Origin of the sequence: Nocardia arthritidis (genome assembly GCF_011801145.1) — a bacterium.
In the GTDB taxonomy this organism is placed as follows: Bacteria; Actinomycetota; Actinomycetes; order Mycobacteriales; family Mycobacteriaceae; genus Nocardia; species Nocardia arthritidis_A.
Window position 1 is genome coordinate 1,952,311 of sequence record NZ_CP046172.1, and the last position, 17,937, is coordinate 1,970,247.

The window sequence follows — 17,937 nt, forward strand, 5'->3', positions numbered from 1 at the left end:
ATGGCAGACGAGCTCGAAGTATCGATACGGGCCGCATTTGCGGAGAACGAGCTCGACGAGCTGGCGTCTTGCCGTCATGAGGTGAACGAGTTCCGGTCCTTCGGTGCGCTCGATCTTCTTGTCAGTTGGGCGTTGCATGTCGACAAAATTGACACCGATCGGTTCAGGAGTGCGGACGATCGGCGCGTTTGGGGTGGTTACGATCTCGTGGCGGCCATGTCTATGCGCGACTTCTTGGCGGGGTGTATCGATCGTCTGCCGGAGCCGTTGCGTGCCAAGGTGATCGGGATCGCCGACAAGTATGATCAGCGATTTCTTTCGGTTACCGTCGCTGATGACGATGGTTTGATGAGGCGATTCACGGATGGTGAATTGTCCTCGGCTCCGTGGTGGTGGCATCGGATTCCGGACCGGGGGCCCACGTTCGAAGAGTTGGCGAAATAGGGCGGGGAGGCTTCGGTGTCGGGCGATTCAGGATTGATCGGGTGATGGTGCCTTGCGGAGGTGGTCGTAGCCGACGGTCGCTAGGAGGCCGATTGCGAGGGCGATGGCCAGGCCGATCGCGCACATGGTGAGGGCTCGGGTGAGGCCGGCGGTCATACGTGCGTCGAAGTAGAGGATTGCGCGGATGCCCAGGAAGACCTGGTGCATGGGTTCGAATTGGGCCAGGGCGCCGTAGAGGCGGGGGGTTGCTTGGATGGGCATGATGCCGCCGGAGGATGGCAGGCCTAGCGCTATGAACAGGATCATGTTGATCGGCATGCCGATGGTGTTCAGTACCGGGGCGCGCAGCATGGTCGCGATGGTGGACACCAGGGTCAGGTTCGCTATCGCGGTCATGCCGATGGCCAGTGAGGCGAGCGCGCTGTAGAGGTAGAGCGTCAGGCGGTGGTCGATCGGCATGCCGAGCGCGGTCGCTATCAGCTGGTACAGGCCCGCCATGGTCAGCGCCATGACTGCGGCGAGCGCCCATTTGTAGAGCAGCACTCGCCAGCGGGAGATGTCGGGGCGGTTGGCGACGGCGGCGTCGATGCCGAGGTTGATCATCATGCTGCCGGTGAATCCGGCGAACACCACCAGCAGGGTGTAGTAGAAGGCGGATATGCCGTTCGCCGTGCCTGCGGGCAGCGGGCGGTATTGGGTGGTCGCGACCTGAACCGGGTTGGTGAGGGCCGTCAGTGCCGCGTCGGACGGTTGGACCCCGTTCGCGATGGCGTTGGCGCGCACCCCGATGCCGAGCAGTCGGCTGGCATGGTCGAGCGCCGGGGTGACCAGCTGGGTCGCCAGGGTGACCGCCGTGGTGCCAGCGCGGGGGTTGGTGCGGAACTCGACGGTCGGGGGTGGGCCGCCATCGGATGCCGGATTCTCCAGTGCGGTCGCGCGGGCGGTGAAGTCGTCGGGGATGACGATCGCGGCATATACCTCGCCGCGCGACATCAGCGAATCCGCTTGCGCCGCATCGGTTCGCCGGAGCCACACCTGATCTTCGGGGAGTGCGGCGGCGACGGCTTCGGTGAACTGTTCACCGTATGCGCCGTGGTCGGTGCCGACCAGGACCAGCGGGAAGTCGTGCAGATTGCGCTGCGGGTCGAGGATGCTGGCGAGATAGGACAGGGCGAGCAGGCTCAGCAATCCCATGGCGACGACCAATGGGACGGCCCACAGCGTGTGTTGTCCGCCGTTTTTCCCGCTAGGGTTCGTATTGTCGGTCGTCGACGCCACGTCGAGAGGTTATCAGCACACTTGTCGCAATCATGAGTGTGCGCGAGTTGAGCCGATGTCCGGTGTGCGTCGAATCTGCGCGGTGGCCGGGTAGTCGCCGACTCGGGTTCGAGCGGGTGCGCCCGAGTCGTATTGCGGTTCGGCGGCTCGGCATCGAAACCGCCCAGCTCAATGGGCGTCGTCGTCCGCAGACCCGCGCATGGCCGGAGCGGGTGCGGGAGGTACGCCTGGTGGGCGAAGTCGTCGTCAGGCCGCGCATGGCCGGAGCCAATGCGGAGGTACGCCTGGTGGGGCGCTGTGGGCGAAGTCGTCCGCAGACTTCGCCCGGCCGGACCGGATGCGGAGGTACGCCTAGCGGGCGCTGTCGGCGACGCGTCGTCAGATTGCGCATGGCCGGCGCCAATGCGGAGGTACGCCTAGTGGGTGCTGTGGGCGAAGTCGTCCGCAGATTGCGCATGGCCGGCGCCAATGCGGAGGTACGCCTGGTGGGCACTGTCGGCGACGCGTCATCAGACCGCGCATGGCCGGAGTGGATGCGGAGGTACACCTAGTCCGGATGAGGTAAGAAACCGGTGTTCCTGAACACGGTGAGATAGGTGTCGAGCGTCGCGCGATCGATCGGTGGGCATTCGATACCGGTGTCCGCCAATGCGTTTCGGGTGTTGGTGTCGGCCCAGGCGCGATGTCCGGCGAGGATGGCTGTGTTCGGGCTGAGCAGTGCGGCGCGGATCAGCGAGTCGTCGCCGGTGGCACTGCGGTGCGCGGATTGGCGGTCGAGTTCGCTACGTACGGTGTCGAGATCGACGGTGGCGATGGGATATCCGTGTGCGGTGAGTGCGGTGAGCACGTCGCGGATCCGCGTCGGGGTGTGGGTTATCAAGTGGTACACAGTATTCCGGCAAGGATGGGTGGCGATTTCGGCGATCGCTCCGGCCGCGTAGCAGACGGGGACCAGTGCGACCGTCGCATCGCCGACCTCGGGCGCCATGCCGAGCACCGCGGCGGCCCGAATCATATTCCAGAACGAATCATCCGCGCTGTTGACGCCGGTCCTCGGGTCGCCGCAGAGGGTTCCGGGCCGGTAGACGGCGACCGGCAGCCCGCGGTCACCCGCCTGTCGGACGAGTTCCTCGGCGACCCACTTCGAGGTGAGATAACCATTGTCCTGCACCTGATCCGGGCGCATGCGAACATCCTCGGTGATGTCGCCGGTTACCGGTGTGGCCGGGACGCTCGTGCCGATGGTGGAGATATAGTGCACCCGTTTGACCCGGTTCGTCGTTGCCAGGCAAAGGATTTCGCGGGTGCCCAGCACGTTCACCGGGCGCAGGCGCGCGTACGGATCGATGTGGTTGACGTGCGCACCGTTGTGCACGATCGTGTCGACACGGTCGGCGAGCTCCGCGTAGACGTCGTCGGCGAGGCCCAAACGCGGTTGCCCGAGGTCGCCGTTGACGATCACGAGCCGTTCGCCCGGCAACTCCGGGAGACGGAAATGCCGCTGTGCCAATCGGATTCGAGCCAGTCCCGCCGCCGGGTCGGCGGCTCGGACCAGACACCAGACGCGGGCATCGGTCCGGGTCAGCAGCTCGTGCAGTAGGTGCACGCCCAGGAAGCCGGTCGCTCCGGTCAGGAGCACCTCACGCATCGAGCCATCAGGCAGCGGTCCCGCGACCGTGAAATCGGGGTCGAGAATCGCATCCGCAGCGTAGTCGACTGTATGGGTAGGTACCTCCGCACCGGTGAGATGGGCGGCCAGCGCGCCAACCGTCGGGGCGGCCAGCAGCGCCGCCATCGGCACCTTGCGGTTCAGTTCCGCCGAAAGGCGTTGGTGCAGTGTGAAAACCAGTAGCGACGAGCCGCCGAGCTCGAAGAAGTCGTCCACCACGCCGACCGATGTCAGCCCGAGCACTTCGGCGAAAACCGCTGCGATCGCCCGTTCGAGCGGAGTTTCCGGCGCGGCGGCGGCCCGCGCGGCGAAGACCGGTTGTGGCAGCGCGGGACGGTCCAGTTTGCCGCTGGTGTTAACCGGGAATTCGGTGAGCGGCACGATCGCGGCGGGCACCATATAACCCGGAATCGAGCGGGATACACTGCGCCGCAGCATATCCGGATCAACGGTCGCACCCGGCGCGGCGACCACATACGCGACCAGCCGGTCACCGGTAGCGGACGGTTTGACCGCGACCGCCGCCTGGCCGACACCGGGTTCGGCGAGCAGCGCCGTCTCGATCTCGCCGAGTTCGATCCGGTGGCCGCGCACCTTGACCTGGAAATCCGTGCGGCCCAGGTAATCCAGTGTGCCGCGCGAATTCCAGCGGACCAGATCACCGGTGCGGTACATGCGCGCACCCGGCTCGCCGAACGGATTCGCGACGAACCTGCCCGCGGTGATCGCGGGCGCACCGTGGTAGCCGCGAGCCAATTGCACACCGGCCAAATACAATTCGCCGACAGCGCCGATCGGCGCCTGCCGCAGCCGGTCGTCGAGGAGAAGGCAGCGCGAATTCCATTCCGGCACACCGATCGGTGCACAGGTGCCGCCGAGATCGTCGGCGGTCACCTGATGTTCGGTGATGCTTACTGCCGCCTCGGTGGGGCCGTAGAGGTTGTGCACCTGCGCGGCGCTGACGGCGGCGAAAGCGCGCGCGGTCTCCGGTGGCAGCGCCTCGCCGATCACGAAAACGGCACGCAGAGACGGCAGCTCGGCAGCAGAGCCACGCGTGGTCTCCGAACGAGAAGTCTCGTCGGCCCTGGCAGTTGTCCTTAGCGACGTCGGCCTGGGCGTGGAAGCAGCAGGCGGAAAAGGTAATTCAATCTCCGGTTGTGGCGTTTCGCCGATTGTGGTCGCGGTGTGCGGGATTTCCTGCGGCGACGTCCCGCCGGGCGCGGAAGCAGCCCGCAGCACGGCCAATTCGGCCGCGAATACCGCCAGCATGGACGGGACGAAATCGGTGAGCGTCACCCGGTGCTGGGAAATCAACCCGCACAGTGCGGCAGGATCGCGGTGGTCGTCCGGACCGGCGAGGATCAGCCGGGCGCCGGTGCGCAGCGGCAGGAAGTACCCCCACAGCGATACGTCGAAGGTCGCCGGGGTCTTCTGCAGATAGACGTCCTCGGCGGTGACCGCGTAGCGTTCGCGCATCCAGTCGAGCTGGTTGACGATCGAGATATGGCTCACTACAACGCCTTTCGGGCGTCCGGTGGAGCCGGAGGTGTAGATGAGATAGGCGGGATGCGCGCCACGCAGCGGCGCCGTGCGGTCGGCGTCGGTGATCGGCGCCGGGTCGAATGCCGAAAGATCGAGGGTGTCGATGGCATCGGCCTCGGACAGCACGCCATGGTCCCGCAGGGTGAGCGCGTCGGCGCGGGTGGTGAGCATCCGGCGGGGCCGGGCGGATTCCAGCACGTAGCCGATGCGGGTGGCCGGATGGGCCGGATCGATCGGCACCCACGCACCGCCCGCCTCCGCGATCGCGTACAGCGCGAGAACCTGGGCGATACCGCGCCGCATCGCGACGGCCACCGCCGTCTCCGGCCCGACGCCCTGCCGGATCAGCCAGCGCGCCAACCGGTTTCCGCGATCACACAGTTGTCGGTAGGTCAAAACAGCCGCACCGCAGCGGACCGCGACGGCATCCGGGGTGGTAACGGCCCACCTGCCGATGGCGGCCGTCAAGGACTCGGCAGCAACGGCATGTTCGGCGCCGCTGGACCAGGACCGCAGCAGTTCGCGCTGGGCCGGATCGATCAGCTCGAGATCGCCGACCGAACGCCGGGCATCGGCGGCCACCTGTTCGAGGACGCGCAAATAGCCGTCGAGGAACCGGTTCACCGTCGCCTCGTCGAAAAGGTCGGTGCTGTAACCGAATCGGATGACGATCTGGTCGGGCGAGCCGTCGGCGGCGCGGGTGTCGACGACGCCGATGTGCAGATCCGTCTTCACCGTGTCGGCGTCGACGTCCAGTACCGCGAAATCCGAACCGGCAAGTTCCAGTTGGGCTTTCGCGAAGTTCTGGAAGGCGAACCCGACCTGGTACAGCGGATGCCTGCCCGGTGAGCGCACCGGGTTCACCGCATCCACCACATGCTCGAACGGCACTTCGGCGTGCGCGAAATTCGCCAGATCGCGTTCCCTGGTCCGGTCCAGCAGGTCCGCGAAGCTCTCACCGGGGACGATGCCGGTGCGCGAGACGGTGGTGTTGACGAACATGCCGACCACCCCGTCGAGCGCGGGTTCGGCGCGGTTGGTCATCGGGACGCCGATGGCGATATCGGCGCCGCCCGCCAGCCGGGCCAGCAGCACCGCAAGCGCCGTGCGCATCACCATGAACAGGGTGGCCCGGTGCGCGCCGGCCAGCGTCAGCAGCGCGGCGTGCACGGCCGGGGCGACCGAGCGCTGGATGGCCGCGCCGCGCAGCGATGCGGTGGCGGGGCGCGGCCGGTCGGCGGGCAGGTCGAGTTGGTCGGGCAGGCCGGCGAGTTCCCGGGTCCAATAGGAGAGCTGCTGGGACAGCAGGGAATTCGGATCGTCGCGGGAGCCGAGCAGTTCCTGCTGCCAGAGCGCGTAATCGGCGTACTGCACCTGCGGCGGCTGCCAGGCGGGTGGGTGACCCGCGCAGCGCGCCGCGTATGCCACGGCCACATCCTTGGCCAGCGGCGCGAGCGAGGAGCCGTCGGCGCAGATGTGGTGCAGGGCGCAAACCAGTACATGGTCGGCGTTCGGGGATGAAAGGGAGTCCGGTGCGACGACCTTCAGTAGCCGAACCCGCAGCGGCACCTCGGCGGCGACGTCGAAGCCGCGCCGCAGAATGGCGTGCACCCGATCGGTGAGCGCATCGGCGGCCACCTCCTCGACCGCGAAATCTCCTGTTACGGTTTCGGGTTCGTGAATCAGCTGCCGCGGCCCCGACTCGTCGGCGGGGTAGCTGGTGCGCAGTGCCTCGTGGCGGGCGACGGTATCGCGATAGGCGGCACGCAGCGCCTCGACATTCAGGTCGGTCAGCCGCAGCGCGAATCCGATGTTGTCGACCGATGATTCGGTGTCGAACTGGTTGCGCAGCCAGAACCGCAGCTGGGCGGGGGAGAGCGGAATGCGGGCGGGGCGCTGCCGGGCGAGCAGCGGCGGGCGCGCGGCGTCGAACCGCTCGGACCGAATCGCCTTGGCCAGCATCGCGACCGTCGGATGGTCGAACAGCAGCCGGGTGGGGATCCGCGCGCCCCACGACTCGGCCAAGCGTGCGGCCGCCTGCGTGGCGAGCAGCGAATTACCGCCCGCCACAAAGAAATCGGTATCCGCCCCACACTGCTGAATGCCGAGTACCTTGGCGAAGACCTCGGCGACCAGTTCCTCGCCGATATCGGCGGGCGGCCGGTAGGAATTCTGGTCCTCCGGCCGTTCGCGCAGCGCTCGGCGATCGGCTTTGCCATTGTGCGTCATCGGGATTCGGTCGATGACGGTGATCGACGACGGCAGCATATATCTGGGTAACAGCCCGGCGAGCGCGTCGGCCAGATCGGCCGGGTCCGGTGCGAAGCCGGGTTCGGCTTGTACGAAGGAGGCGAGCGTCGTTGTGCCCGACGCGGTTCGCCGGTCGACGGTGACCGCGTACCGGACGCCGGGCAGCGTCGAGAGCAGGGTGTCGATCTCGCCGGGTTCGATGCGGAAGCCGCGGATCTTCACCTGATCGTCGGTGCGCCCGAGGTATTCGATGGCGCCGTCGCCGCCGGTGCGCACCAGGTCTCCGGTGCGGTACATCCTGCCGCCGGGAACGCCGTACGGGTCGGGCACGAAACGCTGTGCGGTGATACCGGATCGGCGGTGGTAGCCGCGCGCCAGCCCGGGACCGGACACATACAGTTCGCCGATCACCCCGGCGCCGACGGGACGCAGGGCGGCGTCGAGCACCCGGCAGCACATGCCGGGTATCGCGGTGCCGATGGTGACCGGCCGATCCGCCGTGAGCGGTCCGCTCAGGGTGACCGCGATGGTGGATTCGGTTGGACCATAAACATTTCCGAAATAACGTGCCGGATGTGCCCAGCGCCGCACCAGTCCGGGCGGGCAGGCCTCGCCGCCGACGAGCACCACCCGCAGCGCGTCGAGCCCGGTCGGCTCGATTGTCGCCAGCGCCGACGGCGTCAGGAATGCGTGTGTGATCGACTGTCCGCCAAGGAGTTCCGCCAGCGCGGTGCCGCCGTACACATCCGGCGGCGCGATCACCAGCGTTGCCGCCGCCCCGAGCGCGAGCAGCAGTTCCAGTACCGCGGCATCGAAACTCGTTGTGGCGAAGTGCAGGGTGCGCGCCTCGCGGGTGACCGCGTAGCGGGCGGTGAGCTCGGCGCACAGCGCGGCCAGCCCACTGTGGGTCACGGCGACGCCCTTCGGCCTGCCGGTGGAGCCGGAGGTGTAGATGAGATACGCGGTATCGGCGGCGCGCAGCAGCGCGGGGCGGTCGAGATAGGAGATCGGCGTCGCGGGCTCGGCCGCCGTTTCGGCGGCGATATCCGGGTCGTCGAGCGCGAGCCACTCCACCGTTCCCGGAAGTGCGTCGCGGTGGGCGCGGTCGGTGAGTCCTAACCGCACGCCCGCATCGGAGGTCTGAAAGACGATGCGGGACATGGGGAATGCGGGATCCACCGGGACGAACGCCGCGCCGGTCTTGGCGACGGCCCACACCGCGAGCACGGATTCGACGGATCGGGGCAGCGCGATGGCGACCATGGTCTCCGGCCCGGCGCCTCGGCGCAGCAATACCCGCGCCAGTCGCGCGGAGCGTGCGTCCAGCTCCCGGTAGGTGAGCGAGCGGTCGCCGTAGCGCAGCGCGATACCGTCGGGATTGCATTCGACCGCGGCCGTGAGCAGCCCGGCGAGCGTGCCGGTGCGGCTGCGGGATCGCGAGCGGTCCCTGACACCGCGACGGGACGAAGGTGCCTGGCCTATAACACTTTTCACGTAGTTGTCCCGCCGCGAGTGCCATTGGAGCGGGCTGATGCTAACCCTGTTCCGGCGGTCCTGCCACCGATCTCTCACTATTGCGAGGAAGAACCTGTCCGTCCCGCCGGTGGCCGGACCCGGCGCGAGCGGATCTAATTGGGACATGCCGGACACAGCAGATGGTTCGATGACGATTGGTGAAGTGTCGGAGCTGCTCGGGGTCGCCCCGTCGACGCTGCGCTGGTGGGAACGACAGGGCCTGATCGCACCGGCGCAGCGCCGATCGGGACGGCGGCTCTACTCCCGCGCCGAGATTCGCACGCTGGCGATAATCCGGATCTGGCAGGCCAGCGGGCAGTTGAGCCTGGACGATATCGCGGTGATGCTCGCGGGCCGGGATGGCTCGCTGCACTGGCACGATGTGGTGCGGGCCAAGATCGCCGACTGCGAGGCGCAGATGGAGCGTCTCGCGGCGGCCAAGCGATATCTGGAGTTCGCGCTGCCGTGCCACCGGGACAATCCGGTGGCCGACTGTCCTTGTCTCGCCGAGGAAGTCGACAAATACCTCGTCGAGCGTCAGACCAGTTCGACGCGGTAGGTGCGCAGCCAGCACGCGATATGCGCCAGCCAGGCGACGGTATCGGTAGAGCGCCAGAACCCGCCGGATTCGAGATCGGTGTCCAGCAGTTTGCGTACCGCGGTGACATCGATGATCGGAATCAGCGGCGAATTCGGGTCCGCGAGCTCATCGCGCAGCAGTGTGCGCACCCCGCTGTCGAATTCCGGGTTCTGCGCGATCGGGAACGAGGTTTTGCGCCGGTCGAGCACCGCCGCGGGCAGTAGATCGGCGACCGCGGCCCGCAGCAGTCCCTTGTTCCTGCCGTCCATGGTCTTCAACTCCCACGGCACATTCCAGACGTATTCGACCAGCCGGTGGTCGCAGAAGGGCACCCGCGCCTCCAGCCCGTTGCGCATGCTGGTGCGATCCTTGCTGTCCAGCAGGATCGGTAGCCAGCGAGTCATGGTGAGGTAGAACAACTCCCGGGTCCGCGCCGCCTCCGGCGCCTCGCCGGGCAGCCGGGGCACCTCGGTGAGCGCCTGGGCATAGCGGTCCGCGAGGTATTCGTGGGAGCGCAGGCGCGCCACCAGATCCCGGTCGAGCACCGGCAGATACGAGTCGATGGCCACCGCCCATGGAAAGCCCGGCGTGTTACGCAGCTCCGGCCGGTGGAACCACGGGTATCCGCCGAACACCTCATCCGCCGATTCACCTGAAAGGGCCACCGTCACAGCCGATCTCACCTCGCGGAAGAGCAGGTACTGTGCGGCGACGAGATCGGGGAAGCCGGGCAGGTCGCGGGCGCGCACGACCTCCGGCAGCGCGTCGAGCACCGCCGGGGTATCCAGCATCACCTCGGTGTGCGCGGTGCCGATATGTGCCGCAGCGGCCCTGGCGAACGGCGTGTCCAGCTCGGGTCTGGCCACGCTCGGCTGGAAATGCACGTCGTTGCCGACGAAGTCGAAGGCGAAGCTGTGCACCGGCGGGGCGCCGTCGCCCGCGAGCGTACGTGCCGAGAGCGCGGTCACCGCGCTGGAGTCGAGCCCACCGGAGAGCAGCGTGCCGACCGAAACATCGGCGACCAGTTGCCGTTTCACCGTGTCGGCGAGCAGATCCCGCACGGTGGCGACGGTTTCGGCCGGGCCGTCGGTGTGCGGGCGCGAGGTGAGCCCCCAGTAGCGGCGCTGGCGCACGCCATCGCGGTCGACCAGCGCGATATGCCCCGGCGGCAGCGACGCGATATTCCGGAACACCGCGTTGCCGGGAGTCTGTATGACACAGAGCAATTCGTTGAAGCCCTCGATATCCACCTCGGGACGCACCAGCGGATGCGCCAGCAGCGCCTTGTGCTCGGAGCCGAAGATCACCCCGCCGTCGTACGCGTGGTAGAGCAGCGGTTTGACGCCGAGGCGATCGCGGGCCAGCAGCAGGGTCTCCCGATCCGGATCCCAGATGGCGAAGGCGAACATGCCGTTCAATCGCGTCACGCATTCGGCGCCCCATTCGAGGTAGCAGTGCAGCAGCACCTCGGTATCCGAGCGAGTGCGGAATTGATGTCCGCGCCTGCGCAATTCGTCGCGCAGCTCGGTGAAGTTATAGATCTCCCCGGCGAAGACCATCGCGCACTCCGCGACGCCCGCCCGCGCGAAGGTCATCGGCTGCGCGCCGCCGTCGATATCGATGATCGCGAGCCTGCGATGCCCGAAAACGGCTGTGGCGCTTGACCAAACCCCGCCCGCGTCCGGGCCGCGCGGCGTCAGCGTCTCGGTCATCTCCTCGACGATATGCCGCTGATCCCGCAGATCTCGCGCCCAGTCGACCCAACCGGCGAATCCACACATCGACTTCTCCTCAGCATCGGTGACCCCTGCACCGAAACGGTCCCAGTTGAAGTCGACTTCATGTCAAATGAGTAGGCCCGCGCTACGAGGTGGGCGGTTTGACCGCGAGATACACGCTGCTCCAGAGCTGTGCGGCATTGGCCTCGGTGACATCGGTGCCGGTGCCGAACGGCGCGACGCGGAAACCGTTGTCGTAGCGCCAACTCCACAATTCGGAGCTCCGCATCGCGGCCGCGGCATCGATACCGCGCCAGAGCGTGCGCTGCGCGGCGAGCAGGTGATCGCGGACGGGTTGTGGAAGGTCGGTGCGGGCCAGCTGACGTTCCAGCCCGCTGCCGTACGCGGCCTGCACCCAGGACCAGATCACCGTGCCGTGATAGTCGTGGTTGGTGAAGCGCGCCTGCAGCTGCGGGTCGGCGAAAACCGGGTCGGCGACGACCATTCCGGCGCCGGTCTGCAATCCGAGCGGGAACGGCCGGGCCAGATCCGCCACCTCGCCGTCGAGGACGTCGGGCGGCGACTCGCCGAACAGCAGGTCGAAGACGGCATCGGAGTGGACGATGGGTATCGGCGTGCCCGCGGCATCCAGCGCGACGGCGGGGAAGGTGACCGGATTGCCGCCGAGCGCGTTGATCGCGTCCTGGGCCGGGACGCCGGTTTTCGCGGCGTACGCGGTGATATCGGCGGCCGCGCTGGCATTGTCGACGGTGACGGTGAACAACCGTGGCGCCTCGGCATGCCAAACCTTGGCCGCGGCAGCCGCATTGGACAGCAGGGTGCGGTCCTCGGGGCTCAGGAACGGGTCGAGCAGATGGCTGTCGAGCAGGCGTGCGGTGGCATCGAGGGCCGCGGGTGCCAGCACGGCGTTCACGTCGTACGGGTAGCGGCCGCCGCCGATGCCGTTGGTGCTGTCCCGCCATTCACCGGCGTTGTGGCCCGGCTTCAGCCCGATCAGGTGCTCGTACCTGGGATCCTCGGCGAAGGCTGTCGCGCTGGCCGCCACCAGGCGCAGGTTGCGGACCAGCGCTTGACCGTCCGAAGCCGTTGCGCCGCTGAAGGATCCGGAATCGGCGGCCAGATAGCCCGCAGCGCGTTGCGCGCCCGCGTGATCGTCCAGTAGGTAGGCGGCGGCCACCGGCGCGAGCAGATAACTCTCGTCGATCATGCCGTAATCGAAAACCGGTGCGTCGCTTCGAGTTCCGTTCTCCCGCAGATGGGCGAGCACGGCGAATTCGGAGATCGCCTCCTCATGCGCCACCGTCCCGTCCTGACCGAGCCTGGCCAGCACCGAGCGCAGGCCCGCCTCCACCGCGTCGGGCGCGAGCACCGGCAGCAGCAGTCGTAGCGAGAGCAGCGTGTCGCGGCCGAAATAGGTGTTGAAACGCCATGATCCGGCGAGGAACTTCTCCCGGTAGCTCAGGAAGGTCAGGGTGTTCTTCGCGCTGTCGTCGGGCCGCTCGGCGCCGTTCAACAGTGACCGACCCGTCAGCGGGGTGAGCGGTGTGTCACCGGACAGCGCGGTGACGTGCAGTCCGATCCTGCCGTCGGGCCCCGCGGTGATGCTGCCGCCCGCCACCGCGCCGTCGGTGACCTCCAGCGCGAGCCGATAACCGGCCGCGCCGTCCAGACGGTCACGCTCCCAGGTGATCGAATTCCCGGAAACCTTCGGCGGAGTCGCGATTTCGACGGGCGCATAGCCGTACTGGTCGTAATCGCGCAGCACTCGGACATTGGACAGCACCGCGCGGCGCGGGGCCATGGCCGCGGCCGCGATGGATACCGCGAATTCGATGCCGTGCAGCTCGCGATCGCGAGCATCCTTGGCGGCCTTGGCTTCCGGCGGTCGGTCGAGCACCCATTCGGTGTCGGTCGCCGCGGGCTCGAACCAGAGCCCGGTGCCGCTGTTGCCGGCCGGAAATGCCACCACCAGCCGCGGATTCGCGCCTGAGCGCAGCAGCAGATGCGCGGCGCTCGCGCCGTCGCGCAGGAAGTAGTTGAGGTTCAACCCATCTCGCACCGTGAAGTGGAATGCGCTCGCGCGCACCGGATTACCGCAGCCCACGCAAAGTGCCAGCACGAGCGAGACGGCCACCAGGCACCTGCCCAGTGGCCCGAATCGCAATCCGCTATGCCCCACGGTTTTCCGCGCTCATCATCCATGCCTGCTGTTCGATCTCGGTGATGATGGTGTGCAGCAGATCGGAGGTGGATGGATCCTCGGCGTCGACCTCGTCGTGCACCTCGCGCACCACCGCGGCCAGCTTGCGCAGCTGCTCGGTCATCGCGTGCACGGTCGCCGAGGTGTCCTGTTCGCCCGGGGCGAGCACGGGCTGGTCGCTGCCCGCGACGATCGCGGGACGGCCGTCGGGCACCGCGTCCAGCGCCCGCATTCGCTCGGCGATGGTGTCACCGGCCGTGCGGGCGATGTCGACGATCTCGTCGAGTTGCAGGTGCAGATCCCGGAAGTTGTGGCCGACCACATTCCAGTGCGCCTGTTTGGCATTGAGCTGTAATGCGATCAGATCGACCAGAATCCGCTGCAGATGCCCGGCGAGAGTGGTGGACGCGCGATAACCGACGGAGGAGTCGAGGGTGGACATACCGCTCCTTTCACCGTGAAAGTGGTTTCCGACGGCTTTCCCGGATATTTTCCGCCGAAACCCGGCGCTCAGTCAGCGGTTCCGGCAAGTGCGTGCACCGCGGGGAGCAACGCGGCCACCGCGTCGAGGGTGCGGTCGTCCCACGGCCCGCCCGGGGTGACAAGCACATGATCGAAACCGATGGCGGCGAGTTCGCGCAGGCGTGCCAGCAGCTCGGCGGTGTCGGTGAAGCGGCTGGCGACCGTCTTCTCGATGGTGGCGTAATCGCGGCCGAGATCCGCACAGTGTTTGCGCAGTACGGCCAGCTTATGCGGCAGGTTGTCGGCGAATTCGGTGCCGGGCAAGTCGAAAAGGTTGCAGGCGTCGGCGTATTGGGCCACCAGCCGCAGCGTTTTGCGTTCGCCGCTGCCGCCGATCATGATCGGCGGGTGCGGGCGCTGCACCGAGTTCGGAGCGTTGAGCGGCCGGACCAGTTGGTAATGCATTCCGGCATAAGGGGTTTCGTCGCCCTGCCACATCCGGTGGGCGATCTGCAGCAATTCCTCCAGTTGTTCGAAGCGCTGGGCCAGCGGCGGGAAGGGGATGCCGAGTCCCTCGGCCTCGAAGCCGGTACCGGGTCCTTGCGGTTGCGGATTGCCGGATCTGGAAGAAGTGGTCCATGGCCGCCTTCGCCAGGCATGGAGTTCACGAGGGTCAGCAGTTCATCCTGCGCAGGCTGTGGGCCGAGGACGGGCAGACACCCGGCGAACTGGCGCGTGCACTCGAACTCTCGACGCCGACCGTCACCAGGGCGGCGATCCGGATGGAGGCCGCCGGGCTGCTCAGCAGGCAGCCGCACCCCACCGACCGGCGGCTGGTGGTGCTGCGGCTGACCGAGCGCGGCGCGGCGTTGGAACGCGATATCGGCATGGAGATGCGGCGGCTCGACGAGCGCGCGTTGGCGGGGTTGGACGACGCCGAACGCGCCGCGCTGATGCGGGCGCTGGAGCAACTGCGTCGCAATCTCGCGGGATAACTCGATCACTTCGGGGTGCGGATCGGTCCGTCAGCGGACATTATGGGGATGACCTGCACGGAAGGGATCAGGGCCGATGGTTGGTTCGAGGTGGCGGCGGCTCACCGCCGGTGTCGTGCTTGCCCTGCTGGTCGGCTGCGCGCCCGAGGCGGCGGCCGTGCCGTTCGGCAAGAATCCGGATGGCGGCGTGCCGCCCGCCGGGTCCGACGACTGGACCTGCGTGCCGACGGCCGCGCATCCGGAGCCGGTGGTGCTGATCCACGGCACCTGGGATAACCAGAACGCCTGGGACGTACTCGCGCCTCAGCTGAAATCCGTTGGCTACTGCGTCTTTTCGCTGAACTACGGCCGCGACACGTCGAGCGTGCTCGGCGCGATCCCGGGCGTGTACGCGACAGGGGACATCCGGACATCCGCGCGGGAGGTCGGCGCCTTCGTCGACCGGGTGCGCGCCGCGACCGGCGCGGCGAAGGTCGCGCTCGTCGGCCATTCGCAGGGCGCGCTGGTCGCGCGGCAATTCGTCCGATTCGACGGTGGCCGCGACAAGGTCGGCACGCTCATCACGCTGGTGGGCACCAATCACGGCTCCACGCAGCATGGTCTGGTCAGCGCCAATCGGGTGGAGACCCCGTCGAGCCCCGAACTCGTTGCCGCGCCGGTGGTCGGCGAGGCCGCGGTGCAGCAGCTGGTCGGCAGCGAATTCCTGCGCACGCTCAACGCGGCGGGCGATACCGACCCGGGCATCGACTACACCGCGATCGCCAGCCGCCGCGACGATGCCTCCAGTCCGCCGGAGGCGACGTTCCTGCGGGCCGGGCCGGGTGCGACGGTGCACAACGTGATGGTGCAGGATCTCTGCCCCGCCGATGCCTACGACCACGCCGGACTGCCGAGGTCGCCTGCGGTCGCCTACCTCGTCAACCGGGCGCTCGACCCGGACTACCAGGGCATACCCTGCTGAACGCCGCCCGGATATCGCACGGGTGCGCCGGCCGATACGATTGACGGACAACCGGGGAGTGCATGGCGGCTCCGAGAGCGCCACAAGGAGTTTCACTGATGAGGTCGGACAGGCGATGAGCTATCCGCCGCAGGATCCCAACGATCCGCGATACCAGAGCGGTCCGCATTATCAGCCGGGTCCGTACCAGCCGCCGCCGAATCCGCCGTACGGCTACGGTCCCGGGCAGCCACCGCCCGGATCCGGTGGCGGCAGAACCGCTTTGATCATCGTCGCGGCCGTCGTCGGCGTGCTGATCGTCGGTACGGCGGTGACGCTCGGGGTGCTGCTCGCCACCCGGCACGACAGCACCGACGCGCAGGGTACCGATACCGCGAGCGCGACAACCGCGTCGTCGGCGAGACCGACCACCTCGTATTCGTTGCCGCCGCTGCCGACGACCACCGTTCCCGCGCCGCCACCGCCCACGACGCAGAGCACATTCTGGATCGCCGCCACCTACAACCCGGCGACCAACAAGATCGCCTGGGCACGCAGTTCCGTCAGCAGCGACGACGCCACCGCGCGGGCGCTCAGCCAGTGCGGCGACTGCCAGAACCCCACCTGGGCCAGGGAGGGTTGTGTCGCAGTGGTTTTCGGCCAGAACAACGGCTGGGCCGCCAACTGGGGCCCCACTGCGGCGGAGGCCGAGAACAATGCCATCGGCACCGCACAGAAAACCTATGGCGTCTCCGGCCCGTTCAACCGCTGGTCCAAGTGCGCCAGGGAATGAGTCAGGCCGCCTGCTGCGCGGGTTCGCTCCCGGCGCTGAGCGGGCGGGCCAGATCTTCCAGTGAACGTCCTTCCGCGCGAACGCCGAAGGCGAGTTCGACCAGCCCGGCCAGCAGCATGGCCAGCGCGCCGATGACGAAGGCCAGCGCGGTGCGTCCCGGATCGCCGTCCGCGGCCAGCTTGGCGAAGACCAGCGGTCCCGCGACACCGCCCGCGACGGTGCCGATCGCGTAGAAGAACGCGATCGCCATCGCCCGCGTCTCCATCGGGAAGATCTCGCTGACCGTGAGATACGCGGCGCTCGCTCCGCAGGACGCGAGGAAGAGCACGGCGGTCCAGCACGCGGTGAGTGTGCCCGCGGAGAGCTGCCCGCCCGCGAAAAGCCATGCGGTACCGAGCAATAGCAGCGCCGAACCGATATAGGAACCGGCGATCATCGGCTTGCGGCCGACCGTGTCGAACAGCCTGCCGAGCAGCAGCGGGCCGAGGAAATTGCCGAGGCACAGCACGGCGAAGTAGTAGCCGACCCGGTCGTCGGGCACGTGGAACGCCTTCGACAGGATCAGCGCGTAATTGAAGGTGATCGCGTTGTACAGGAACGCCTGCCCGACGAACAGCGCGAAGCCGAGCACGGTGCGGCGGGGATACGAGCGCACCACCACGGCGGCGATCTCACCGAAGCCGATGGTGTGGCGCTGGTGGATCTCGATCCGCTTGTCCGAGACATCCGCCGGCTCGGCGCAGGTGTCGGCGCGCACCCGTTCCTCGATCTCGGTAACGGTGCGATCGGCCTGTTTCTCCTTGCCGTGGATGAACATCCAGCGCGGGCTTTCCGGAATATGCCTGCGCACAACCAGAATGATCAGTCCGAAGACGGCGCCGAGCGCGAAGGTCAAGCGCCAGCCGACATTCGGCGGGAAGTACGCGGTGTTCAACGCGACGATGGACAGCAGCGCACCGGCCGCGGCACCGAGCCAGTAGGTGCCGTTGACGACGATATCGATCCGCCCGCGGTACGCGCGCGGAATCAGTTCGTCGATGGCGGAATTGATGGCCGCGTACTCGCCACCGATGCCGAAACCGGTGAGGAAGCGGAAGATCACGAACCACCACATCGAAAACGACAGCGCGGTAAGCGCCGTCGCGGCCAGGTAGAGCGCCAGCGTCACCAGGAACAGCCGTTTGCGCCCGAATCTGTCGGTGAGCCAACCGAAGAACAGCGCACCCGATCCGGCGCCCGCCACGTAGAGCGCCGCCGCCAGCCCGGAAACCTGTGCGGCGGTGATGGTTACGCCGCTGCCCGGCTCCGACAGCCGGCTCGCCACGCTGCCGACCACCGTGACCTCCAGCCCGTCCAGTATCCACACCGATCCGAGGCCGACGATCACCATCCAGTGCCAGCGTGACCACGGCAGCCGATCCAGCCGCGCGGGCACATCGGTCGAAATCGTTCGCAACGCCGTTCCGTCTCGCACCCCGGGCGACTACCCGTTCGCCGGTGACCCAATCGCCGGACCGGTGACCTGCGCCT

Annotated in this window: 11 protein-coding genes and 1 pseudogene; 5 read left to right on the forward strand and 7 right to left on the reverse strand. The window is 67.7% G+C overall.

Translation table 11 applies throughout. The features are described from left to right. Complete coding sequence (locus F5544_RS08775; RefSeq protein WP_167472725.1) at positions 1–444, forward strand: hypothetical protein; 444 nt, start codon at positions 1–3, stop codon at positions 442–444. Between the two features lie 27 nt (positions 445–471). Here the strand turns inward: F5544_RS08775 and F5544_RS08780 are convergent, their stop codons facing one another. Continuing rightward, the gene (locus F5544_RS08780) at positions 472–1,722 is read right to left on the reverse strand and encodes a YhgE/Pip domain-containing protein (RefSeq protein ID WP_167472726.1); all 1,251 of its coding nucleotides are present in this window, start codon (positions 1,720–1,722) and stop codon (positions 472–474) included. Positions 1,723–2,269: 547 nt separating this feature from the next. Continuing rightward, complete coding sequence (locus F5544_RS08785) at positions 2,270–8,677, reverse strand: non-ribosomal peptide synthetase (protein ID WP_167472727.1); 6,408 nt, start codon at positions 8,675–8,677, stop codon at positions 2,270–2,272. Between the two features lie 169 nt (positions 8,678–8,846). Here F5544_RS08785 and F5544_RS08790 point away from each other — a divergent pair, with 169 nt between their 5' ends. Further along, positions 8,847–9,257, forward strand: a complete 411-nt coding sequence (locus F5544_RS08790; protein WP_167472728.1) for a MerR family transcriptional regulator — start codon at positions 8,847–8,849, stop codon at positions 9,255–9,257. Here the strand turns inward: F5544_RS08790 and asnB are convergent. From asnB to F5544_RS08810, 4 genes and pseudogenes are all read right to left on the reverse strand, one after another. Continuing rightward, the gene (gene asnB / locus F5544_RS08795) at positions 9,236–11,059 is read right to left on the reverse strand and encodes an asparagine synthase (glutamine-hydrolyzing) (RefSeq protein WP_167472729.1); all 1,824 of its coding nucleotides are present in this window, start codon (positions 11,057–11,059) and stop codon (positions 9,236–9,238) included. The genes F5544_RS08790 and asnB overlap by 22 nt on opposite strands. 82 nt (positions 11,060–11,141) lie before the next feature. Further along, a complete protein-coding gene (locus F5544_RS08800; protein WP_238847160.1) occupies positions 11,142–13,151 on the reverse strand; it encodes a hypothetical protein in 2,010 nt (669 codons plus the stop codon). 34 nt (positions 13,152–13,185) lie between these two features. Next, positions 13,186–13,659, reverse strand: coding sequence for a Dps family protein (locus F5544_RS08805; RefSeq protein ID WP_167472730.1), 474 nt, complete (start codon positions 13,657–13,659; stop codon positions 13,186–13,188). A gap of 68 nt (positions 13,660–13,727) precedes the next feature. Beyond that, positions 13,728–14,246 (reverse strand): annotated as a pseudogene (locus F5544_RS08810) (LLM class flavin-dependent oxidoreductase); the annotation flags it as partial. A gap of 71 nt (positions 14,247–14,317) precedes the next feature. Between F5544_RS08810 and F5544_RS08815 the strand changes: the two are divergent. The 3 genes from F5544_RS08815 (at position 14,318) to F5544_RS08825 (ending at position 16,407) form a co-directional block, all read left to right on the forward strand. Beyond that, the gene (locus F5544_RS08815; protein ID WP_167472731.1) at positions 14,318–14,674 is read left to right on the forward strand and encodes a MarR family winged helix-turn-helix transcriptional regulator; all 357 of its coding nucleotides are present in this window, start codon (positions 14,318–14,320) and stop codon (positions 14,672–14,674) included. Between the two features lie 76 nt (positions 14,675–14,750). Continuing rightward, entirely contained in the window at positions 14,751–15,635 is an 885-nt protein-coding gene (locus F5544_RS08820; protein WP_167472732.1) for an esterase/lipase family protein, read from the forward strand. A gap of 115 nt (positions 15,636–15,750) precedes the next feature. Beyond that, positions 15,751–16,407, forward strand: coding sequence for a DUF4189 domain-containing protein (locus tag F5544_RS08825; RefSeq protein ID WP_167472733.1), 657 nt, complete (start codon positions 15,751–15,753; stop codon positions 16,405–16,407). A 1-nt stretch (position 16,408) separates the two neighbouring features. Here the strand turns inward: F5544_RS08825 and F5544_RS08830 are convergent, their stop codons facing one another. Next, a complete protein-coding gene (locus F5544_RS08830; protein WP_238847161.1) occupies positions 16,409–17,863 on the reverse strand; it encodes an MFS transporter in 1,455 nt (484 codons plus the stop codon). Positions 17,864–17,937: the final 74 nt, after the last annotated feature.